Origin of the sequence: Xanthobacter nonsaccharivorans, from assembly GCF_043194755.2 — a bacterium.
Taxonomy (GTDB): Bacteria; Pseudomonadota; Alphaproteobacteria; order Rhizobiales; family Xanthobacteraceae; genus Xanthobacter; species Xanthobacter autotrophicus_G.
Map to the genome: position 1 here is coordinate 5,005,107 of NZ_CM195526.1, position 20,790 is coordinate 5,025,896.

Here is a 20,790-nt window from a genome sequence, read left to right on the forward strand (position 1 = left end):
ATCACTTTCCCCCGAGCTCAAAGCGCCGCGCCAGCCGAAAGCGCCCGCCCGCCGGCTCCTGCACATAGAGTCCCACGTCCGGCACCGGCACCGGCACGTCCGCACCGCTCGCCGCATAGGCACCGGCCAGCGCGTTGAGGGCGTGGTCGCGCTCCCCATCGGGCAAAGGACCCGTGAGGGTCATGTGGAAGCGGAACTCGTCCAGCACATAAGGATAGCCATAGGTATCCAGATAGCCACGCTGGCGGGCCGAGAGCCGCTCCGGCCGGCGGCGCGCGATCTCCTGCACGGAGAGGGGCGCACGCAAGAGGTCGAGCTCTTCCACGGCGCAGCGGGCAAGGTGCTCCAGCTTGGGCACCGGGAAGGGCGGCACCAGCGCGATGAAGGTGCCGATGGCCCGCAGCACCAGCGGCGGCAGATCGAAGGGGTGATGCTCCCGCGCGAAATCGGTGACGGCATCTTCCAGCGCATGCTCGGTGAAGCCGTCGGCCAGGCGGAAGGGCGCCTTCAGCGTGCCGTGGAAGCCGTAGCGGCGCGGCTCCTCGGTCATGGCGTGCCAGGTCTCGGCATCGAAGCCGGCGAGGACTGGCGGCGTCGGCTGCGCCCCGGTCTCGGCGTCATGGGCGAGCACCGAGGAGCCGAAGCGCCACAAGGCGCTGTCGGCGGGCGGAGCAAGATAGAGGGCGTAGCGCCGGCTGGCGGTCACGGGAAAGCGCCTCCAGGCGCGGCGTCAACGAGGCAGGTCAACGAGGCAGGAACGGATTGCGGGCCTTCTCGTCGCCGATGCTCGTGACAGGACCGTGACCGGGCAGGCAGACCACGTTGTCCCCCAGCGGCAGCAGCTTCTCCACGATGCCGGAGATGAGCTGGTCGTGGTCGCCATAGGGGAAGTCGGTGCGCCCCACCGAGCCCTGGAACAGGGTATCGCCGACGATGGCGATGCCAAGCGGCCGGTAGACGAATACGAGATGGCCCGGAGTGTGGCCGGGCACGTGCAGGATGTCGAAGGCGAGGTCGCCGACGGTCAGCGCGTCGCCCTCGTTGAGATAGCGGTCCGGCGTCACGGCGCGGGCGCCGGCGATGCCGTATTTCTCCGCCATGGCCGGGATGCCGTCCATGAGGAACTGGTCGGCGGCTCCGGGGCCCTCCACCTTCACCCCGAGGCTCTCGGCCAGCTCGGCGGCGCCGGCCGCGTGATCCACATGGCCGTGGGTGAGCAGGATCTTCTCCACGCTCACCCCGGTCTCGGCGAGGGCGGCGCGGATCTTGTCGAGGTCGCCGCCGGGATCGATCACCGCCCCCTTCATGGTCCTGGTGCACCAGACGATGGAACAGTTCTGCTGGAACGGCGTGACGGGGACGATGGCGATCTGGATCGGCTGCATCTCGACTCCGGCGAGGCTGGCGGGGCGGGTTCGGCCCGGCTCCGGAAGAAACTCTCCCCGCCGGCGCGGCGGGGCAGGCAGGCTTGGCGCGCAGGCTCACTCCGCCGCGGCGCGGGCCATCTCCACCAGGCGGCGCACCATGTGGGAGGAGGGATCGGACAAGGTGTCCACCACCGTGAAATGATTGGCCCCCGGCACCTCGTGATGGGCGGTCACCGCGCCCTGGGCGGCCCATCCGGCCGCCACGTCGCGGCCCTGGCGCAGGAATTCGGCGCTCTCCGCCGCGCCCACGAAGGCCTCGAAGGTGCGCCCGGGCGGCAGGGTCCACAGGGCCGGAGAGAGGCGGCGGGCCTCCTCCACGTCGAGGCGCAGGGCCTTGTTGATGGACGTGGAGACGATGGGCTCCACCTCGTAGACGCCGGAGATGCCGATGCCGGAGGGAATGAGGTCGTCAGGCGTGTCCACGTCGAATGCCCGCCAGGAGGTGGCGGTGAGCGCGGCGGCCAGGTGCCCGCCGGCCGAATGGCCGCAGACCGCCATGCGCCGGCCGAGCAGCCGGTAGAGGGTGATGGCGGCCGCCCGCGTCTGCGCCAGGATGGTGCCGAGGGGCGCGTGGGGGGCGAGGTCGTAGCCGGCGAGCGCCAGCGCCACCCCATGCGAGAGCACGCCGGCAGCGGCGAAGGTGAAGTCGCGCGGATGCAGGGACTGCCAGTAGCCGCCGTGGATGAAGAGGGCGATGGGCGCCTGCCGGTCGGTGGAAGGCCAGATGATGTCCAGCACCTGCCGCGGGCTCGCCCCGTAGGGCACGCCGAGATCGGCGGCCACCGCCTGCCCGCGGAAGGCGGCGGAGGAATGGGCCCAGCGCTCGAAGATGGCGGGATGGTCCGGCACGCGCGCCCGGTTGTTGTATTCGACCTCGTAGTCCATTCCGCCCTCCCACCGGCGCCGCGCCGGTGCTCATGCCACCGGCACCGGCCTTCGACCGGCGCCGAACGGATTCCCCTCAATCGTGGTCGCCGTGCGCGCTGCGGATGCGCCGCACCACCGACCACACCCCAAGGATCGACAGCGGCACCGCCAGCGCGGTCACCAGGCCCACGTCGAGGTGAATGCCCAGCATCGCCGCGTCCACGCCGCTCTCGTGGAGACCGGCCGCGAGATGGTGGACAAGGCTCACCACATAATAGGAAATCGCCGCGACCGACAGGCCTTCCACCGTCCGCTGCAACCTCAGCTGCAGGCGGGTGCGCTCGTTCATGGAGGTGAGCAGGTCCCGGTTCTGCTGCTCCAGCTCCACGTCCACCCGCGTGCGCAGGAGGTCGGCGGCGTTGGCGAGCTTCTGGGCGATCTTCTCCTGCCGCTCCTCCACCGTGAAGCAGGTGCGCATGGCGGGGGCCATGCGGCGGTCGAGGAACTGCTGCCAGGTGGGGAAGCCGGGCACCGCCACCTCCCGGATGGTGGCGAGGCGCAGCCGCACAATCTCCATATAGGCCCGGCTGGCGCCGAAGCGGAACAGGGAGGCGGTGGCCCCCGCCTCCAGCTCCGCGGCCAGCGCCACCAGCTCGTCGAGCAGGCGGTTGTTGTCGGACAGGCCCTTGGTGGCGGTCATCTCGGTGGCCGCGGTGGCAAGCCGCTGCTCGATGCGCGCCACCGCCGGGGCGAGGCGCTGCGCCTCCGGCAGGCCGAGAAGGGCGAGGGTGCGGTAGGTCTCGATCTCCAGCACCCGCTGCACCAGCGCGCCGGCCGCATCCGGCCCCAGGCCGCGGTCGCGCACCAGGATGCGCACATAGCCGGAGGGGTCGGCCTTGAAGTCGGAGGCGATCTCCGCGAAGCCGTCGTTCACGTCGGCGCGGGCGAGGCTCGCGCGCTCGAACACCTGGTCGAGGAAGAAGTCCTCGGCGCTGTCCGGCACGAGGTGGAGGTCCACCGCCACCAGCAGCGGGCCCGGCTGCGGCAGCTCACCGAAGGGGCTCGCCAGGGTCGCCGCCGGCGGCTGGAACGGCAGGCCACCCGGCGGGATGCCGGGGGACGGCAGGTCCCAGGTATAGGTGCAGAATTCGGCGTGGCTCTCCCAGCGCAGCTCCGCGCCGCCGAAGGCCACGTGGTGATATTTCGCCCCGGCCGCGGGAGCGGGCAGGCCCCGGGCATTGCACAAAGCGATGAGGGCGGCCCGGTCCCTCTGCACCCCGGCGGCATCGAGCACATAAGCCGCGTGCAGCATGCGCCGGGGCGCATGGGCGGGGGAGAAGGGACGCGCGTGCAGCTCGCGCAGCACGGCGGCGCGCAGCGGATGGGCCTCCACGAGGCGGCCCTCGCCGATGACGAGATCCGCCTCACCCATGGTCCTGATCCCTGTCATCCATGTGCGCGCCCTCCCGTTTTGCCTTTTGCAAGGTGCTGGCACGCCGGTGCCGCGGGGGTCAAGGCGCGCGGGCTGGCCTCATTCGTCGCACGAGGCGCCGGCCGGAGGTCGAAAGCCCCCAACGCGCGCCGGCCGGGCCCAGGCCCGGCCGGCGTCTCATGCTCGGAAATGCCGCCGTCAGCGGCAGACGCGCACCGGTCCGAAGGGACCCGGACGGTACCAGCAGGCGTTGGCGCCCCACGGCCCGGCGGGCGCCCACTGGCGGCGGCAGCCGCCCCAGGCGTTGCGGCGCCAGCCGATGCCGCAGCCCTGCCGCACCTGCTCCACCGGCGCCACGTCGGACGCCACCTGCCGGCCGGTAGTCGGCAGCGGGAGGCCGGCGGACGCCGTGCCCATGTCCGCGAGCCCGAAGGCGGCCGCGGCCACACCCAGAATCAGCAATTTGCGCATGGTGTTCCTCCCGAAGACGGCCGGCGGCCGATCATTCCTCTTCCTCGAAGATCCACAGCTCGGCGCTCGATGGCAGGGTTTCGGAGGGCCGCACGCCGAGGAAGGCGGGGATGCGGTTCTTCTGCGCGGGCGTCAACGCGGCGACGAGGGGCTTGGCCGCATCCACGAACTTGCGCAGGGCTTCGCCGCGGGCGATCTCGGAATCCGCCACGTGGCCGAGGATGTCGAGCACGGTGGCGGGCGGGGGAGCAGCCTCGCGCTTGTCGCGGCGGGCGGCGGCACCCTTCACCGCGTCCCGGATGGCGGCCTCCACCGGCGGCCACAGCTTCTCCTGGTCGGCCGTCAGCTTCAGGGCGGTCTTCAGGGCGGCGAGGCGCGCGTCGAGGATCGCGGCGGCATCCTCCGCCGTGTAGGGCGGATCGGCGGGCGGGTTCGCCGGCTGGGCCACGGCGGCCCCGCAGGCGAAGGACGCACCCAGCACGCAGGCGAGGGCGAGACGACGGAAAGAGCGCATTGGACGGACATCTCCCATCTTGCTGTCCGGTGGACACCGGCAGCGCATTGGCGGGACTCGCCCCTTAAGGGCGCGAGGTCGGCGCTTCGCCGATCCGCGGCAGCCGAGCAGCAAAGCCGCACTTAGTTACCAGTACACGAAGCCCCATCGTCAAGAAGAGTATGTGAACTTGGAAATATGCTTAAAGGTGACGCAGCACCTGTGCCGGCGGCGCGCCGAGGGCGCGCAGGGTGCCGACGAGGCCGATCCCGACGGTGATGACGAGGGCCCCCGCGACGGCCCCCACCGCGGCGAGCGGGGAGAAGGTGAAGGGAATCTCCATCACCAGCGTCACCACCGCCCAGGCGGCCAGCGCCCCGGCGGCCACGGAGAAGAGCGCAGTGGCAAGGCCGAGCACGGCATATTCGAGGCCATAGGCGAAGGCGAGCCGCCCCCGGGTCGCCCCCAGCGTCTTCAGGATCACGGCATCATAGATGCGCCCCTCCCGCCCCGCCGCGAGCGCCCCGGCCAGCACCAGAACAGAGGTGATGAGGGTGACGAGGCTGGCCGCGCGGATGCCCAGGGAGAGGTTGTCCAGCATGCGCCGCGCGTCCTCCAGCGTCTCCTTCACGCGGACGGTGGTGACCGCCGGGAAGCGCGCCGCCGTGGCCTTCAGCAGCGCGATCTCCCGCGCCGTGTCGCCGCCGTCCGGGAAGGTGAGGGTGGACAGCACGGTGTAGGGCGCGCCGGCGAAGGTGGCGGGAGTGAACAGCATCACGAAATTGATGCCGAGCCGCTCCCATTTCACCTCGCGCAGATTGGCGATGCGGGCGGTGATGGAGCGGCCGAGCACGCTCACCGTCACCGTGTCGCCGAGCTTCAGGCCGAGGCCGGCGGCCAGCTCCGCATCGAAGGAGACGAGGCGCTCCGTGGTGTCGGCCGGCCACCATTCGCCCTGGACCACGCGGGAGCCGTCCGGCACCTCGGTGGCGGTGGAGATGCCGCGGTCGCTCTGCAGCACCCAGGCGGCATCGGCCCGCGGCTTCACCTCCTCCGCCGGCACGCCGTTCAGCGCCGTGATGCGCCCGCGCAGCATGGGCACGGACTTCACGATGGTGCCCGGCGCCGCCTGGTCGAGGAAGGCGCGGAAGCCCTCTTCCTCGCTGGAGGGCACGTCCACGAAGAAGAAGCTCGGCGCGCTCTCGCGCATCGGGCCGGTGAGCTCGCGCCGCAGGCTCGCGTCGATGAGGGCGATGCCCACCATCAGCGACAGGCCGAGCCCCAGCGACAGCACCACCGAGGCGGTGAGCGCGCCGGGCCGGTGCAAATTGCCCAGCGCCAGCCGAACCATGGCGTCCCGCGGGCGCGGGGCGCGGCGGGCGAGCGCCATCAGCCCCGCCGCGACACCCCGCAGAAGCACGAACACCGCCACCGCCGCCGCGAGGAAGATGGCGGCGGCCCGCTTGTCGTCCGAGGTGAGGAGGGCGAGCCCCGCCAGCGCCGCGCCGAAGCCGCCGGCGAGGAGCAGCGTTCCCGCCTTCACCCGTGTCCGCCCCGCGCCGAGACTGTCGCGGAAGAGGTCGGACACCCGCGTCTCCTGGGCCCGGGCCAGCGGCAGCAGGGTGAACAGCGCCGCCACCAGCAGGCCGTAGGCGGCCGCGCCGGCGAGGGCGAGGGGATCGAGGACCGGGTCCAGCGGAAAGGGAATGAGCGCGCCGATGGCGGCCGCCGCCACGAACGGCAGCGCCGCCCCCAGCAGGAGGCCGATGGCGATGCCCGACAGGGCGATGAGGCCGATCTCCGCTCCGTAGAGCAGGAAGATGTCGCGCCGCGTGGCGCCCACCGCCTTCAAGGTGGCGATGGTCTCGCGCTTGGCGGCCAGGTGGCTCGTGACCGCATTGGCGACGCCGACGCCCCCCACCAGCAGCGCGGTGAGCGCCACCAGGGTGAGGAACTGGCTGATGCGCGTGACGTTGCGCGCCAGCTGCGGGGTCGCGCCATCGCGGGTGCGCATCTCGAATCCCGCCTCGCCGAGGCGCGGCTTCACCCGGTCCATGAAGACGCCGAGCGCGCGGGGGGAGGGATCGTCGAGCGCCACGCGATAGCTCCGGCGCACCAGGCTGCCGGGCTGGATGAGCCCCGTCGCCGGCAGCGCCGCCTGCGAGATGAGGAGCCGCGCGCCGAGGCCCACGCCGGTGGCGAGCCGGTCGGGCTCGCCGGTCAGCTCGGCGCGGATCTGGAGGGTGGCGTCGCCCAAAAGCAGGCGGTCACCCACCTTCAGGTTCAGGCGGCCGAGCAGCACCGGGTCCGCCGCCGCGCCATACAGGCCGTCCCGCGCGGCCAGCACGTCGGCGAGCGGCAGGGGCGGGGCGAGACCGGCCGCGCCGGCCAGGGGATAAAGGCCGTCCACCGCCTTCACCTCGGCGAGGGCGGCATCGCCCCCCTCGGTGCGGGCCATGACGCGCAGGAAGGCCACCGTCGCCACCCGGCCGCCGGCGGCGAGGAGGGCCTGCTCGTCCGCCGTCGCCTCCCGCTGGACCAGGGTGAAGGCGGCGTCGCCGCCGAGGATGGCCCGGCCCTCCCGCTCCAGCCCCTTGGTCAGCGCCCCGGCGAAGGAGCCGATGCCGGCGATGGCCATGACGCCGAGCACGAGGCAGGCGAGGAACACGCCGAAGCCGCGCTTCGCCCCGCGCAATTCACGCAGGGCGAGACGGACGGGAAGCGGGGCGGCGGCGCGGGCCGCGCGGAAAGCCGGCATCAGGCCGGCTCCGTCGCCAGCAGCGCATGCCCCGCGCCATCCTGCTCGATGATGCCGGAGCGCAGCCGCAGCACCCGCCCGCAACGGCGCGCCAGCGCCGCATCGTGGGTCACCAGCACCAGCGTGGTGCCCCGCGCCCGATGGGCGGCAAAGAGCAGATCCATGATCTGCCGGCCCGTGGCCTCGTCGAGGTTTCCGGTGGGCTCGTCGGCCACCAGGATGGGCGGCTCGGGCGCCAAGGCGCGGGCCACCGCCACGCGCTGCTGCTCGCCGCCGGAGAGCTGGGCGGGATAATGGTTCGCGCGGCCGGCGAGGCCCACCGCCTCCAGCTCCCGCGCGGCGCGGCCGAAGGGGTCCCGGTGGCCGGCCAGTTCCAGCGGCACCGCCACGTTTTCCAGCGCTGTCATGGTAGGGATGAGGTGGAAGGACTGGAAGACGATGCCGATCTGCCGCCCCCGGAAACGGGCGAGGGCATCCTCCGACAGGCGGGTGAGATCGCTGCCGGCCACCTCCACCCGGCCCTTGTCCACCCGCTCCAGCCCGGCCATCACCATCAGCAGCGTGGACTTGCCCGAGCCGGAGGGCCCCACGAGGCCCACCGTGTCCCCCGCCCTGATGTCGACGGAGATGTCCTTCAGGACATGCACCCGCGCCGCCCCGGTGCCGAGGGAGAGGTCCACGTGCGAAAGTGCGATGGCGTGCTGCGCAGAGGAAAGATGATCCATGCCTGAAAGTACCGTGCCCAAAAGCGCTGTCTTCGTGAAGCGGAGAAAAGTCCGTCTCCCGGCCGACGCGAACCGCCCGCCGCGGCGGCGGCCGCACCGCCCATGGGAGACGGCATTTAAGGCGCTGGCGGGGCTGCTTGCGGCAGTCGCGCTGTTCACGTTCGCGTCAGGGGCCGAGGCGCGCACGGTGCGCATCGTCGCTTTCGGCGACAGCCTCACCGCCGGCTATGGCGTGCCGCGCCCCGCCGCCTTCCCCGCCCAGCTCGAGGCCGCGCTGAAGGCGAAAGGCCTCGACGTGAAGGTGGAGAACGCCGGCGTTTCCGGCGAGACGGCGCCGCAGGGCCTCGCCCGGCTCGACTGGTCCATCCCCGACGGCACCGACGCGGTGATCGTCGAGCTGGGCGCCAACGACATGCTGCGCGGCCTCGACCCTTCGACCACGCGCAAGGCCCTTACCGAGATCGTCCAGCGGCTGAAGGGGCGCGGCATCCTCGTGCTGCTGGCCGGCATGAAGGCGGCACCGAACCTCGGCAGGCCCTATCGCGAGACGTTCGATGCCATCTATCCGGAGCTGGCCGCCGCCGAGGGCGTGCTGCTCTACCCCTTCTTCCTCGAAGGCATCGCCGGCGACCCGAAACTGAACCAGCCGGACGGGCTCCATCCCACGCCGGACGGGGTGAAGCGCATCGTCTCCGGCATCCTGCCGAAAGCCGAGGAACTGGTGGCTGGGGTCACGGAATCTAAGACGCGATAGACCGCCTCAATGAGCGGCAGGTGTCTTTTGATGCTTTTTTATGCAATTCCTGACGGCCGCATTGGCACTTGACCAATCCATAGCCACGAATCTAGATTCCGCCGCTTTTCACGGGGCGCGCCCCACATCGTTGCGTTGCGTATCGGCTTTCATCAGACAACTGCGAGAATGAACAATGGTTCGGGAATTCGAGTATCAGGGAGAGACGTTCCGCGTCACCGCCCACGGCATTCATGGTCACGAAGAGATCTTCATCGTCCATATTGAGGAAGACGGCGTGGAGGGGGCGGAAATCTCCATCGACCGCATGACCGAAGAGAACGACACCAGCGCCCCCATCGAGGACATCCTGGTGATGCTCTGCGACAAGCTCATTCCCCAGAGCGAGATCGCCGTCCAGAACCCCGCCGCCCCCTTCGCCTGGCGGCAGGGCAATGTGGTGTTCGAAGTCCACGACGGCCTGCAGGACCATCACGACTGAGCCTTGCGCCAGCGCCGCATGCCGGCGCGGGAGGGGCCGACGAGGTGACCGGGGCGGGACGCGCGCGCTCATCCCGGGTTTCGCCGCCCCGCAAGGCCCCGCTCCCGAAATGAAAACGGCCGTCCCGGAGGCTCCGGGACGGCCGTTTCATGTGAAACACGGTTAAGCCGGTGTGACCGCCGCGGCATGAGGGGCCGCGGCGGGCGGGCCTCACTTCTTCTTCGCGGGGGCGGCCGGGGTTGCGGCGGCCTTGGGCGCCGCCTCCACCACCACCTTGCGGGGCGGCAGCAGCTGCAGGGTCTGCACCACCTGGCCGGCAAAGCCGTTCAGCAGCGCATTCTGCTCGGCCACCGAGGTCTTCTGCGTCGCCACCACCCGGCAGTAGGCCGCGATCAGCGCATTCGCCACGTCGGACGAACGGGCCTTCGGGTTCTGCTGGTAGAGGGTCGTCGCCAGCGTGGCGGCGGCATCGCCGCCCACCGCGCCCTTGGGCGTGCCGAGCAGCTTGGCCGCGGCGGCCGAAAGGTCCGCCGGCACCGCCTTGCCGTCGTCGGCCGGGCAGGCGAGCGCGGCGACAAGGCTCTTCGGCTCCTTCAGCACCAGACCGTTGCCCACCGGCAGCGCCCAGGCGATGGACTGGCTGTCCACCGGGCCGTTGATCGTGCGGCGCGACACCTCAAGCGCCGCCTGCAGGGTGAAGCGGCGCAGCTCCGCGAACTTCTGCCAGTCGGGCGCCTGGCTCCTGGCCACCACCGGGCAATAAGCGGCGGTGAGGGCATCGACGATGGCGCCCGAGCCGGAGGTGGCGGAGGCGGCCTTGTAGGCGTCCACCATCATGGGGATGGAGCGCTGCCCCCCGGCCATCATGGCCGAGAGCGCCGCCACCGCCTTCGCGTCCGGCCCGTCGGAGCCGGGGGCGCCGCCCACGTCCGGGCAGGTGAAGGCGGAGGCCGCCTGCGTGCCGTAGTCCGGCACATGGGCGGTGGCCCGCCAGGCCGCGACCATGCTGGTGGTCACGTCGGCGGACGCCGTGTTGCCCCAGGAGGTGCGCACATAATTGGCGAGGTCGGCGACCTCCTGGTCGTCGAGCCGGCCGGCGAAGGAGGGCATGGCGCCATAGGTGCCGCCCGACGGCAGGCCGCCCAGCACCGCCATGACCACATTGTAGGGCTCGGCGGCGACCACGGCGGGGTTGCCCGCCAGCGCCGGCACGGTGTCGCCGCGGCCGGCGCCCTTGTCCATGTGGCAGACGGCGCAATTGTCCACATAGAGCCCGGCGGCGCGGGCATAGACATTCGCCGGCAAGGGCGAGGCGATCTGCGGGGCCGGCTTGTCCGCCGGGGGCGGGGCGTCGAACAGATAGGTGACGAGGGCGGCGCGGTCGGCATCCGTCAGCTTGCTCACGGAATCATGCACCACCTCGGCCATGGGACCGAACACGGAGGTCTTGCCCGGCGCGGAGCCGGTGGCGAAGAAGGTGGCCAGCGTCTCGGGCGTCCAGCCGTTCTTCTTGAGGGACGCCGTGGCGATGTCCGGCGCCCAGAAGCCGTCCACGTCGGCGCCGAGGAAGGCCGCCTTGGCCTTGGTGGCGCCCATCAGGTTGCGCGGCGTATGGCAGTCGCCGCAATGGCCGAGGGCGTTCACCAGATAGGCGCCGCGGTTCCATTCGTCGCTCTTGCCGGCGGTGGGATGGAAGCGCCCCTGGTCGAAGAACAACTCGCGCCACGCCAGCATGCCGAGGCGAATGTTGAAGGGGAAGCCCAGCGCGTTCGCCGGCGGCGTGTTGGGAATGGGCGGGATGGAGCGGACATAGGCCCACAGGGCCTTCATGTCGTCGTCGGTGATCTCGGTATAGGCGTCGAACGGCATGGCCGGGTAGAGATAGGCCCCGTCCTTGCGGATGCCGTTGCGCACCGCGTTCACGAACTGGTCGTAGGTCCACAGCCCGATGCCGGTGGAGCGGTCGGACGTGATGTTGGGCGAGTAGATGGCGCCGAAGGGCGTGTTCAGCGCGAGGCCGCCCGCGAACGGCCTGGACTTGTCGGCGGTGTGGCAGGGCATGCAGTCCGCCGCCTTGGCGACATATGCGCCGCGGGCCGCCAGGGCCGCATCATCCGCCGGCTGCGCCAGCGCCGGCGCGGCGGCGGAAAGGAAGCTGGCGGCCGCCAGCGCGGCAAGCCTGCGGGAATATCGGGATGCCCTGACCATTTGATCCCCCCATGGACGATTCGCGGTTGAGCCGTACCTTAGACATTTTTCAATCGGGCGACATTGGCCGAAACATCGCCATGATCCTTGCCCGCGCGCCGGGGAGTGGGGATAAGGCGGGACCGTTCGCTCCCGGGCGACGGCGCGTTCCGAAGGGGCCTTTGATGACCACTGCCACACCGCCCTTCCGCACCCAGAAGGTCGAGGACCTCTCCCCGGCCGAGGCCGCGAGCGAGCACGCCGCCCTCGCCGAGGAAATCCGGGGCCACGACGCCGCTTATTACCGCGAGGACGCCCCCGTCGTCTCCGACGCGGACTATGACGCCTTGCGCCGGCGCTACGACGCCATCGAGGTGCGCTTCCCCGGGCTGAAGGGCGAGGACAGCCTCTCCCGGAGGGTGGGCGCCGCCCCCTCCGAGAAGTTCGGCAAGGTGCGCCACGCGGTGCCCATGCTCTCCCTCGACAACGCCTTCTCCGACGCGGAGGTGGAGGAATTCGTGGCGCGGGTGAAGCGCTTCCTCAATCTCTCGGCCGAGGACGAGGTGGCCTTCACCTCCGAGCCCAAGATCGACGGCCTGTCCTGCTCCCTGCGCTACATGGAGGGCCGCCTCGCCGTGGCCGCCACCCGCGGCGACGGCTCGGAAGGCGAGGACGTGACCGCCAACGTGCGCACCATCGCCGACATCCCCCATCGCCTCCACGGCAAGGGGGTCCCGGACGTCATCGACGTGCGCGGCGAGGTCTACATGGCCAAGGCCGATTTCGAGGCGCTGAACGCGCGGCAGGCCGCGGACGAGGAGAAGATCTTCGCCAATCCGCGCAATGCCGCCGCCGGCTCCCTGCGCCAGCTCGACCCCGCCATCACCGCGGCGCGGCCGCTGAAATTCTTCGCTTATGCCTGGGGCGAGGCGTCCGACCAGGCCGCCGAGACCCAGCTCGGCATGGTGGAGGCGTTCGGCCACTGGGGCTTTGCCACCAACCCGCTGATGATCCGGGCCACCAGCGCCGCCGAGCTGATCGCCCATTACCGCAGCATCGAGGCCCAGCGCGCCACCCTGCCCTATGACATCGACGGCGTGGTCTACAAGGTGGACCGGCTCGACCTGCAGCGGCGCCTCGGCTTCGTCTCCCGCTCGCCGCGCTGGGCCATCGCCCACAAGTTCCCGGCCGAGCAGGCCTCCACCGTGCTGGAGGACATCGAGATCCAGGTGGGCCGCACCGGCGCCCTCACCCCGGTGGCGAAGCTCACGCCCGTCACGGTGGGCGGCGTGGTGGTGTCCTCCGCCACCCTCCACAACGAGGACGAGATCGCCCGCAAGGACATCCGCATCGGCGACACGGTAGTGATCCAGCGCGCCGGCGACGTCATCCCCCAGGTGGTGCGGGTGATGGAGGAGAAGCGGCCGGCCGGCTCCAGGCCCTATGAATTTCCTCATGTCTGCCCGGTCTGCGGCTCCCACGCCGTGCGCGAGGTGGACACCAGGACCGGCAAGGTGGACGTGGTGCGCCGCTGCACCGGCGGCCTCGTCTGCCCGGCGCAGATGGTGGAGCGGCTGCGCCACTTCGTCTCCCGCAACGCCTTCGACATCGAGGGGCTCGGCGAGAAGCAGGTGCGCGCCTTCTACGAATGGAACCTCATCGAGTCCCCGGCGGACATCTTCACGCTGGAGGCCCGCAACAAGGAAAGCCTCCAACGGCTGGAGAACCGGGAGGGCTGGGGCAAGACCTCCGCCGCCAACCTGTTCGCGGCGATCCAGTCCCGTCGCACGGTGGCGGTGGACCGCTTCGTCTTCGCCCTCGGCATCCGCCATGTGGGCGAGACCAACGCCAAGCGCCTGATGCGCCACTACGGCACGGTGGAGGCGCTGGAGGCCGGGGCGCTGGCCGCCGCGATCCCCGGCGAGGAACACCCCAAGGGCAACGAGGCGTGGCAGGAAATGCTGGCCATCGACGGCATCGGCGACGTGGTGGCGGAAGCTGTCATCGAGTTCTTCCACGAGCCGCGCAACCGGGAGGTGGTCGCCGCGCTCCTCGCGCACGTGCGCCCGGAGCCCATGGAGCGGGTGGCCGCGGAAAGCCCGGTGGCCGGCAAGACGGTGGTCTTCACCGGATCGCTGGAGAAGATGACCCGCGACGAGGCCAAGGCCATGGCGGAGCGGCTGGGGGCGAAGGTGGCCGGCTCCGTCTCGGCGAAGACCGACCTGGTGGTGGCGGGCCCCGGCGCCGGCTCGAAGCTGGACAAGGCGCGCTCCCTCGGCGTGCAGGTCATCAGCGAGGACGAGTGGTTCGAACTGGTGGGGTGATCGGCCCCGCCCCTTGACGCCCCGCCTCCAAACGCCCATTGCTGCCGCACCAGCCGGCCGGGCGGCCGCGGTGCGCGAGCATCGAGGAAAGTCCGGGCTCCACGCAGACACGGTGCCGGATAACGTCCGGCGGGGGCAACCCTAGGGAAAGTGCCACAGAAATCAGACCACCCGTGCATGCACGGGCCAGGGTGAAACGGTGGGGTAAGAGCCCACCGCGCGACCGGCAACGGAAGCGGCACGGCAAACCCCACCGGGAGCAAAGTCGAATAGGGACGGCACGGGCAACCAGCCCTGTCTACGGGGCGCCGTCCGGGTTGACTGCTAGAGGCGCCGGGCAACCGGCGTCCCAGAGGAATGGTCGCCACGCGGGCCACATGGCCCGCCGTACAGAACCCGGCTTACAGGCCGGCTGGTGCTTCGCTCGCAACGCGTTTCAAGACAAACCGTGCACGTGGCGGAGGCGTCCCGATGGCGTCGGTGGTGTTGGGGATCGACGCGGCCTGGACGGAGCGACAGCCGAGCGGTGTGGCCGTCGCCGTTCATGAGGATGCCGGATGGCGGCTCGCCGGCGTCTTCGGTTCCTATGCGGACTTCACCGGCCAGACTGCAGCCGCGCCGCCAGGGCATCTCATTGCCGCTTCGGCGCGTATCGCAGGTCGGCCACCCGACATCGTCGCCGTGGACATGCCTCTTTCGCGCCGGCCCATCACGACCCGGCGGGAGGCAGACAATGCCGTGTCACGGGCCTTCGGTCGGCGCAAATGCAGCACCCATTCCCCCGGACCGCACCGCCCAGGCTCTATCGGCCGGGACCTGCAAAATCATCTTTCCATATCCGGCTATCCGCTCGCGACCCTGACCGTCTCGCCGCCCTGCACCATAGAGGTCTATCCCCACCCCGCTCTGCTTGCCCTTACCGGCGCGGCGGAACGCCTGCCCTACAAGGTTGGGAAGCGGCGCAGCTACTGGCCGGCGGCCACGGGCCTCGACAGGCTTGAACGACTCTTCACGGTATGGCGCTCGATTTGCCTGGCGCTGGACGCGCAAATTGGGGGCGTGGCCGCCGCTCTCCCCCTTCCGGCGCCCGAAAGCAGCAACGCGGTCCTGAAGTCGTTCGAAGACAAGCTCGACGCAATCGTATGCGCCTGGGTGGGGATCGAAACCATCAATGGGCGAACGAAACCCTATGGCGACGCGGACGCCGCCATCTGGATTCCCTAATATCGCGCAGCCTCACACGTCCACGCTGGCGTGCAGGGCGTTCTCCTGGATGAACTCGCGGCGGGGTTCCACCGTGTCGCCCATCAGGCGGTTGAACAGGTCGTCGGCGGCGTCCACTTCCTTCACCCGCACCTGCAGCAGGGAGCGGGCGTTCTTGTCCAGCGTGGTCTCCCACAGCTGGTCGGGATTCATCTCGCCGAGGCCTTTGTAACGCTGGAGCGAGAGGCCCTTGCGGCCGGCGTCGGTGACGGCGTCGAACAGGTCCACGGCGCCGAACAGCACCTGCTCGTCGCTTCTGCGCTTCAGCGTGGCGGCGGCGGTGAACACGCCGTCGAGGTCGCGGGCGAGGGAATCCAGCCGGCGCGCCTCGGGCGCGGCGACGAAGGCATGGTCGAGCCGGGCCACCTCGGCAACGCCGCGCACGGAGCGCGAGAAGGTATAGCCGGCCTCGTCATAGATGCCGGTCCAGCCGCGCTCGGTCTCCTCCGCCAGGGCATCGAGGCGCAGCGCCACCTCGGCGGCCGCGGCGATGCCGGCGGCCTCGTCCTGGAGCACCGCGACGCGCAGCGCGCCGGCGATGGCGGCCTGCTCGGCCACCGCGCGGTTGTAGCGGGGATGAAGGCCACCCAGCGCCGCGCGCAGGTGACGCGCCGCGTCCACCACATGGGCGAGGTCGGCGCCGGTGCGCACCTCGCCGGTGGCGAGGTGGAGCGAGGCGTCGTCGAGGCCGGCGGTGATGAGGTATTCCTCCAGCGCCTTCTCGTCCTTCAGATAGGTCTCGGACTTGCCGCGGGTCACCTTGTAGAGGGGCGGCTGGGCGATGAAGAGGTGGCCCGCATCCACCAGCTCCGGCATCTGCCGGAAGAAGAAGGTGAGCAGCAGGGTGCGGATGTGGGCGCCGTCCACGTCGGCGTCCGTCATGATGATGATCTTGTGGTAGCGCAGCTTGGCGAGGTCGAAGCCGCCCGAATGCCCGTCGTCCCGGCCGATGCCGGTGCCCAGCGCGGTGATGAGCGTGCCGATCTGCTCCGAGGAGAGCATCTTGTCGAAGCGGGCGCGCTCCACGTTGAGGATCTTGCCGCGGAGCGGCAGCACCGCCTGGAAGGCGCGGTCGCGGCCCTGCTTGGCGGAGCCGCCGGCCGAGTCACCCTCGACGATGAAGATCTCGGACTTGGCTGGGTCCCGCTCCTGGCAGTCGGCGAGCTTGCCGGGCAGGGAGGCGACATCGAGCGGGCTCTTGCGCCGGGTGAGGTCGCGGGCCTTGCGGGCGGCCTCGCGGGCGGCGGCGGCCTCCACCACCTTGCCGATGACGGATTTGGCCTCCACCGGATTCTCCTCGAACCAGGTGGAAAGCGCCTCGCCCACCAGGCTCTCCACCACCGGGCGAACCTCGGAGGACACCAGCTTGTCCTTGGTCTGGGAGGAGAACTTCGGATCCGGCACCTTCACCGAGAGCACGCAGGTGAGGCCCTCGCGGCAATCCTCGCCGGTGGGGTCCACCTTCTCCTTCTTGGCGATGCCGGAGGCATTGGCATAGGCCAGCACCTGCCGCGTCAGGGCGGCGGCGAAGCCGGTGAAATGGGTGCCGCGGTCACGCTGCGGGATGTTGTTGGTGAAGCAGAGCACGTTCTCGTGGTAGCCGTCGTTCCAGGAGAGCGCGGCCTCCACGCTGATGCCGTCCTTCTCCGCGCGGATCACCACCGGCTTCTGGATCAGCGCCGTCTTGGAGCGGTCGAGATACTTCACGAACGCCTCGACGCCGCCCTCGTAGAACAGCTCCTCGCGCTTCACGTCGGGGCCGCGCGCGTCGGTGAGCACGATGAGCACGCCGGAATTGAGGAACGCCAGCTCGCGCAGGCGGTGCTCCAGGGTGGCGTAGTCGAACACGATCCTGGTGAAGGTCTCGGGCGACGGCGTGAACGTCACCATGGTGCCGCGCTTGCCGGCCGGGGCCTCGCCCGTCACCTTCAGCGGCGCTTCCGCCTCGCCGTGGCGGAAGCGTATGAAGTACTCCTTGCCCTCGCGCCAGATGGTGAGGTCGAGGGTGGTGGACAGGGCATTCACCACCGAGACGCCCACCCCGTGCAGGCCGCCGGAGACCTTGTACGAGTTCTGGTTGAACTTACCGCCCGCATGCAGCTGGGTCATGATGACCTCGGCCGCCGAGACGCCCTCCTCCGCATGGATGCCGGTGGGGATGCCGCGGCCGTCGTCGGTCACGGTCACCGAGCCGTCGGCGTTGAGGGTGACCGTCACTTCCTTGGCCCAGCCGGCCAGCGCCTCGTCGATGGCGTTGTCCACCACCTCGTAGACCATGTGGTGGAGGCCCGATCCGTCGTCCGTGTCGCCGATGTACATGCCGGGGCGCTTGCGGACGGCGTCGAGGCCCTTCAGCACCTGGATGGACTGGGCGCCATAATCGTCAGGGGACGCGGCGGGCACGGGAGCGGCCATGATGGTTCTCGAATCGTTGAGCGGCTTGTTGCAAATCTAGCGCAAAGCGGCGGTTATGTGTTGGCGGCAGCGTGGCTTTCCACCATGCGCGCCGCGCGGTAGCGCGAGAAGCCCTCCGCCCGCAACCGGCAGGCGGGGCATTCGCCGCAACCATAGCCCCAATCCTGCCTCTTGCCTCGCTCGCCGAGGTAGCAAGTGTGGGTTTCTTCCACGATGAGGTCGACGAGGGAGCGGCCGCCGAGGCGCTCGGCGAGCTGCCAGGTCTCCGCCTTGTCGATCCACATGAGCGGCGTGTGGAGGACGAAGCGCTTCTCCATGCCGAGGTTCAGCGCCACCTGCATGGCCTTGATGGTGTCGTCGCGGCAGTCCGGATAGCCGGAGAAGTCGGTCTCGCACATGCCGCCGACGATGTGCCGCAGCCCCCGCCGGTAGGCGAGCGCCGCGGCGAAGGTGAGGAACACCAGGTTGCGGCCCGGCACGAAGGTGTTGGGCAGGCCGTTCGCCTCCATGTGGACGGCCACGTCGCGGGTCAGCGCCGTCTCGGAGATCTGGCCCAGCACCGGCACGTCGAGCAGGTGATCGTCGCCGAGCCGCTCCGCCCATCCGGGCACGAGGCGGGCGATGGCTTCCCGCAGCACGGGCCGGCGCTCCAGCTCCACCGCATGGCGCTGGCCGTAATGGAAGCCGAGGGTCTCCACCCAGCCGAAGCGGGCGAGCGCCCAGGCAAGGCAGGTGGTGGAATCCTGCCCGCCGGAGAAGAGCACAAGCGCCCCCTCGCCGGAATAAGCGGCGGCCTCAGACATGAAGCCCCCGCCGGCCGGCGTGACGCATGGCGGCGCTCAATGCGGGAACGCTCATTGGCAAACGCTCATTCACCGGGCGACCTTCATTCACCGGGCGCCTTGGCCTCGATGGCGATGGCATGCAGACCCCTGGCGATCTCGCCCTCAAGCAGGCCGTTCACGATGCGATGGCGCTCGATCCGGCTCTTGCCGGCGAAATCGGGCGAGATCACCTTGACCCGAAGGTGGGTGATGCCGCCGTCGCCGCGATGGCTGCCCTTCAGCTGGTGGCTCACACCCGCATGGCCGGCGTGCTTGTGGCTCTCGTCCTCCAGCTCGAGGGAGGGGGAGGACAGGCCCGCCTCCAGCGTCTGGCGGATGGTGGAAAGGGACGTCTGGGACATCAGGAAATCCAATATCTGAAATGGAACGTTTTGAAGGCGCGCAGCGCCGGATGGCACTTGCGCGGAGGCGCCATTATATGTCTCCTCGGCGAACCCGCCTATCCTCGCGACGGCATGCCGGCCTCAGGCCGCGGCGGCGCGGGATTCAGCTCCGAATCTGGCAGGTCTGCTGCCGGGTTTCTTGCCGCGCCGCGGGACGGCGCTCATAATCATTGTGTCATGAAGCTCAACTCCCCGCTCTTCGACCGCATCCGGGTGAAGCCCGCAGACGACCGGCAGCGCAGCCGCCGGACGCTGCAGGGCTGCCAGTGGCCGGGCTGCGCCGAGGAGGCTACCCACAAGGCGCCGAAGGGGCGGCACATGGAGGGCCAGTACTGGCACTACTGCCTCGACCATGTGAAGGCCTACAACCAGTCCTACAACTATTTCTCCGGCATGAGCGACGATGCCGTGTATGCCTACCAGAAGGACGCGCTCACCGGCCATCGCCCCACCTGGAAGATGGGAGCCAAGGGCGGCGGGCATGCAGGCCGCACCTCCCGTGACGGCGGCCACGGCACCGACGGCATGCGCGACCCCTTCGGCTTCACCGCCGAGATGGGCGCCGCCTTCCGCGCCGACCGCCCCGAGCCGGACGGCCGGATCGTCCGCACCACCGAGCGCCGGGCGCTGGAGGTGATGGGCCTGGAAATGTCCGCCGGCGCCGCCGAGATCAAGGCGCGCTACAAGGAATTGGTCAAACTGCACCATCCGGACGCCAACGGGGGAGACCGCTCCTCCGAGGACCGGCTGCGCAACGTCATCCAGGCCTACAACAACCTGAAGCAGGCCGGTTTCTGCTGACCGCCCTACGGGCTGTCGGATTTCTTTGGGTGCGGCCGCCTTCTTCAGGCCGCCGCTCCGAACGAGGACAAGAGGGCGCGCCAAGCGCGCCGACGGAGGAGTCATGAGCGGTACGCAGACCATCGCGCCCACCCCGGACATGAAGGTGTCGGTGCGCCAGACATTCGGCATCGACATCGACATGGAGGTTCCGGCCTTCTCCGAGACGGACCCGCACGTGCCCGAGATCGATCCGGACTATCTGTTCGATCGCCCGACCACCCTCGCCATCCTCGCCGGGTTCGCCCGCAACCGCCGCGTCATGGTCACGGGCTACCACGGCACCGGCAAGTCCACCCATATCGAGCAGGTGGCGGCGCGGCTCAACTGGCCGTGCGTGCGCATCAACCTCGACAGCCACATCTCGCGCATCGACCTCATCGGCAAGGATGCGATCGTGGTGAAGGACGGCCTGCAGGTCACGGAATTCCGCGACGGCATCCTGCCCTGGGCCTACCAGAACAACATCGCCCTCGTGTTCGACGAATATGACGCCGGCCGCCCGGACGTGATGTTCGTGATCCAGCGCGTGCTGGAATCCTCCGGCCGGCTGACCCTGCTCGACCAGAGCCGCGTCATCAGCCCCCACCCGGCCTTCCGCCTGTTCGCCACCGCCAACACCATCGGCCTCGGCGACACCACGGGCCTCTATCACGGCACCCAGCAGATCAACCAGGCGCAGATGGACCGCTGGTCCATCGTCACCGCCCTCAACTACCTCGCCCACGACAAGGAAGTGGAGATCGTGCTCGCCAAGGCGAAGCACTTCCAGAACCCGGAAGGGCGCGACACGGTGAACCGCATGGTCCGGCTCGCGGACCTCACCCGCCAGGCCTTCGTCAACGGCGACCTCTCCACGGTGATGAGCCCGCGCACGGTCATCACCTGGGCCGAGAACACGGACATCTTCCGCGATATCGCCTTCGCGCTGCGCGTCACCTTCCTGAACAAGTGCGACGAGCTGGAGCGCCCGCTGGTGGCGGAGTTCTTCCAGCGCTGCTTCGGCCAGGAGCTCACCGAGAGCACGGTGAACATCGCCCTGTCCTGAGCGCACGAGAGCCTCTGCCGCCGCAGAGGCTCCGCAGGGCCGGCTCACGCCGGCCCCTCCCGACCCTTCCGCAACGA

18 protein-coding genes and 1 other RNA gene are annotated in these 20,790 nt (G+C 70.1%); 7 read left to right on the top strand and 12 right to left on the bottom strand.

Going from position 1 to position 20,790, the window contains the following annotated elements; all coding sequences use genetic code 11:
• Position 1 precedes the first annotated feature (1 nt).
• The 8 genes from V5F59_RS22925 to V5F59_RS22960 all read right to left on the bottom strand — a co-directional run bounded on the left by V5F59_RS22925 (position 2) and on the right by V5F59_RS22960 (position 8,173).
• Entirely contained in the window at positions 2-706 is a 705-nt protein-coding gene (locus V5F59_RS22925; protein WP_393982735.1) for a DUF1045 domain-containing protein, read from the bottom strand.
• Between the two features lie 37 nt (positions 707-743).
• A complete protein-coding gene (locus tag V5F59_RS22930; protein ID WP_393982736.1) occupies positions 744-1,385 on the bottom strand; it encodes an MBL fold metallo-hydrolase in 642 nt (213 codons plus the stop codon).
• Positions 1,386-1,481: 96 nt separating this feature from the next.
• Complete coding sequence (locus V5F59_RS22935) at positions 1,482-2,312, bottom strand: alpha/beta hydrolase (protein WP_393982737.1); 831 nt, start codon at positions 2,310-2,312, stop codon at positions 1,482-1,484.
• A 76-nt stretch (positions 2,313-2,388) separates the two neighbouring features.
• Positions 2,389-3,726: a DUF3422 family protein gene (locus tag V5F59_RS22940; protein WP_393982738.1), complete on the bottom strand. Its 1,338-nt coding sequence runs from the start codon at positions 3,724-3,726 to the stop codon at positions 2,389-2,391.
• A 198-nt stretch (positions 3,727-3,924) separates the two neighbouring features.
• Entirely contained in the window at positions 3,925-4,197 is a 273-nt protein-coding gene (locus V5F59_RS22945; protein WP_393982739.1) for a GCG_CRPN prefix-to-repeats domain-containing protein, read from the bottom strand.
• Between the two features lie 31 nt (positions 4,198-4,228).
• Positions 4,229-4,711: a Spy/CpxP family protein refolding chaperone gene (locus V5F59_RS22950; RefSeq protein WP_393982740.1), complete on the bottom strand. Its 483-nt coding sequence runs from the start codon at positions 4,709-4,711 to the stop codon at positions 4,229-4,231.
• Between the two features lie 181 nt (positions 4,712-4,892).
• Positions 4,893-7,448 carry an ABC transporter permease gene (locus V5F59_RS22955; protein ID WP_393982741.1) on the bottom strand — a complete coding sequence of 852 codons (2,556 nt, stop codon included), beginning with the start codon at positions 7,446-7,448 and terminating at the stop codon, positions 4,893-4,895.
• Positions 7,448-8,173, bottom strand: coding sequence for an ABC transporter ATP-binding protein (locus V5F59_RS22960; protein WP_393982742.1), 726 nt, complete (start codon positions 8,171-8,173; stop codon positions 7,448-7,450). The genes V5F59_RS22955 and V5F59_RS22960 overlap by 1 nt, the downstream gene beginning before the upstream one ends.
• Before the next feature lie 187 nt (positions 8,174-8,360).
• Here V5F59_RS22960 and V5F59_RS22965 point away from each other — a divergent pair, with 187 nt between their 5' ends.
• Both V5F59_RS22965 and V5F59_RS22970 read left to right on the top strand, forming a co-directional pair.
• On the top strand, positions 8,361-8,927 hold the full coding sequence (locus tag V5F59_RS22965) for an arylesterase (protein WP_393982743.1): 567 nt from the start codon (positions 8,361-8,363) through the stop codon (positions 8,925-8,927).
• A gap of 175 nt (positions 8,928-9,102) precedes the next feature.
• Positions 9,103-9,408, top strand: coding sequence for a hypothetical protein (locus tag V5F59_RS22970; protein ID WP_393982744.1), 306 nt, complete (start codon positions 9,103-9,105; stop codon positions 9,406-9,408).
• A gap of 210 nt (positions 9,409-9,618) precedes the next feature.
• Here V5F59_RS22970 and V5F59_RS22975 read toward each other — a convergent pair whose 3' ends face one another.
• On the bottom strand, positions 9,619-11,616 hold the full coding sequence (locus V5F59_RS22975) for a cytochrome c (RefSeq protein ID WP_393982745.1): 1,998 nt from the start codon (positions 11,614-11,616) through the stop codon (positions 9,619-9,621).
• A 164-nt stretch (positions 11,617-11,780) separates the two neighbouring features.
• Between V5F59_RS22975 and ligA the strand changes: the two genes are divergently transcribed.
• From ligA to V5F59_RS22990, 3 genes are all read left to right on the top strand, one after another.
• Positions 11,781-13,919 (top strand): NAD-dependent DNA ligase LigA, encoded by a 2,139-nt coding sequence (gene ligA, locus V5F59_RS22980; RefSeq protein ID WP_393982746.1) that lies wholly within the window; start codon positions 11,781-11,783, stop codon positions 13,917-13,919.
• A gap of 49 nt (positions 13,920-13,968) precedes the next feature.
• An RNA gene (rnpB, locus tag V5F59_RS22985) (RNase P RNA component class A) lies at positions 13,969-14,339 on the top strand.
• 51 nt (positions 14,340-14,390) lie between these two features.
• Positions 14,391-15,143, top strand: a complete 753-nt coding sequence (locus tag V5F59_RS22990; protein ID WP_393982747.1) for a DUF429 domain-containing protein — start codon at positions 14,391-14,393, stop codon at positions 15,141-15,143.
• A gap of 12 nt (positions 15,144-15,155) precedes the next feature.
• Here the strand turns inward: V5F59_RS22990 and gyrB are convergent, their stop codons facing one another.
• From gyrB to V5F59_RS23005, 3 genes are all read right to left on the bottom strand, one after another.
• On the bottom strand, positions 15,156-17,597 hold the full coding sequence (gyrB, locus tag V5F59_RS22995; protein ID WP_393982748.1) for a DNA topoisomerase (ATP-hydrolyzing) subunit B: 2,442 nt from the start codon (positions 17,595-17,597) through the stop codon (positions 15,156-15,158).
• A 53-nt stretch (positions 17,598-17,650) separates the two neighbouring features.
• Positions 17,651-18,400 carry a 7-cyano-7-deazaguanine synthase QueC gene (gene queC, locus V5F59_RS23000; protein ID WP_393982749.1) on the bottom strand — a complete coding sequence of 250 codons (750 nt, stop codon included), beginning with the start codon at positions 18,398-18,400 and terminating at the stop codon, positions 17,651-17,653.
• An 83-nt stretch (positions 18,401-18,483) separates the two neighbouring features.
• Entirely contained in the window at positions 18,484-18,783 is a 300-nt protein-coding gene (locus tag V5F59_RS23005; protein WP_393982750.1) for a BolA family protein, read from the bottom strand.
• Positions 18,784-19,002: 219 nt separating this feature from the next.
• Here V5F59_RS23005 and V5F59_RS23010 point away from each other — a divergent pair, with 219 nt between their 5' ends.
• Together V5F59_RS23010 and cobS are read left to right on the top strand one after the other, a co-directional pair.
• Positions 19,003-19,626, top strand: coding sequence for a J domain-containing protein (locus V5F59_RS23010; protein WP_393982751.1), 624 nt, complete (start codon positions 19,003-19,005; stop codon positions 19,624-19,626).
• Between the two features lie 103 nt (positions 19,627-19,729).
• Positions 19,730-20,713, top strand: coding sequence for a cobaltochelatase subunit CobS (gene cobS / locus V5F59_RS23015; RefSeq protein ID WP_393982752.1), 984 nt, complete (start codon positions 19,730-19,732; stop codon positions 20,711-20,713).
• Positions 20,714-20,790: the final 77 nt, after the last annotated feature.

Excerpts from the sequence above, each read along its gene's own strand:
- V5F59_RS22930 (WP_393982736.1), bottom strand. The coding sequence starts at position 1,385 with ATGCAGCCGATCCAGATCGCCATCGTCCCCGTCACGCCGTTCCAGCAG.
- V5F59_RS22935 (WP_393982737.1), bottom strand. The coding sequence starts at position 2,312 with ATGGACTACGAGGTCGAATACAACAACCGGGCGCGCGTGCCGGACCAT.
- V5F59_RS22940 (WP_393982738.1), bottom strand. The coding sequence starts at position 3,726 with ATGGGTGAGGCGGATCTCGTCATCGGCGAGGGCCGCCTCGTGGAGGCC.
- V5F59_RS22945 (WP_393982739.1), bottom strand. The coding sequence starts at position 4,197 with ATGCGCAAATTGCTGATTCTGGGTGTGGCCGCGGCCGCCTTCGGGCTC.
- V5F59_RS22950 (WP_393982740.1), bottom strand. The coding sequence starts at position 4,711 with ATGCGCTCTTTCCGTCGTCTCGCCCTCGCCTGCGTGCTGGGTGCGTCC.
- V5F59_RS22955 (WP_393982741.1), bottom strand. The coding sequence starts at position 7,448 with ATGCCGGCTTTCCGCGCGGCCCGCGCCGCCGCCCCGCTTCCCGTCCGT.
- V5F59_RS22960 (WP_393982742.1), bottom strand. The coding sequence starts at position 8,173 with ATGGATCATCTTTCCTCTGCGCAGCACGCCATCGCACTTTCGCACGTG.
- V5F59_RS22970 (WP_393982744.1), top strand. The coding sequence starts at position 9,103 with ATGGTTCGGGAATTCGAGTATCAGGGAGAGACGTTCCGCGTCACCGCC.
- V5F59_RS22975 (WP_393982745.1), bottom strand. The coding sequence starts at position 11,616 with ATGGTCAGGGCATCCCGATATTCCCGCAGGCTTGCCGCGCTGGCGGCC.
- ligA (WP_393982746.1), top strand. The coding sequence starts at position 11,781 with ATGACCACTGCCACACCGCCCTTCCGCACCCAGAAGGTCGAGGACCTC.
- V5F59_RS22990 (WP_393982747.1), top strand. The coding sequence starts at position 14,391 with ATGGCGTCGGTGGTGTTGGGGATCGACGCGGCCTGGACGGAGCGACAG.
- gyrB (WP_393982748.1), bottom strand. The coding sequence starts at position 17,597 with ATGGCCGCTCCCGTGCCCGCCGCGTCCCCTGACGATTATGGCGCCCAG.
- queC (WP_393982749.1), bottom strand. The coding sequence starts at position 18,400 with ATGTCTGAGGCCGCCGCTTATTCCGGCGAGGGGGCGCTTGTGCTCTTC.
- V5F59_RS23005 (WP_393982750.1), bottom strand. The coding sequence starts at position 18,783 with ATGTCCCAGACGTCCCTTTCCACCATCCGCCAGACGCTGGAGGCGGGC.
- V5F59_RS23010 (WP_393982751.1), top strand. The coding sequence starts at position 19,003 with ATGAAGCTCAACTCCCCGCTCTTCGACCGCATCCGGGTGAAGCCCGCA.
- cobS (WP_393982752.1), top strand. The coding sequence starts at position 19,730 with ATGAGCGGTACGCAGACCATCGCGCCCACCCCGGACATGAAGGTGTCG.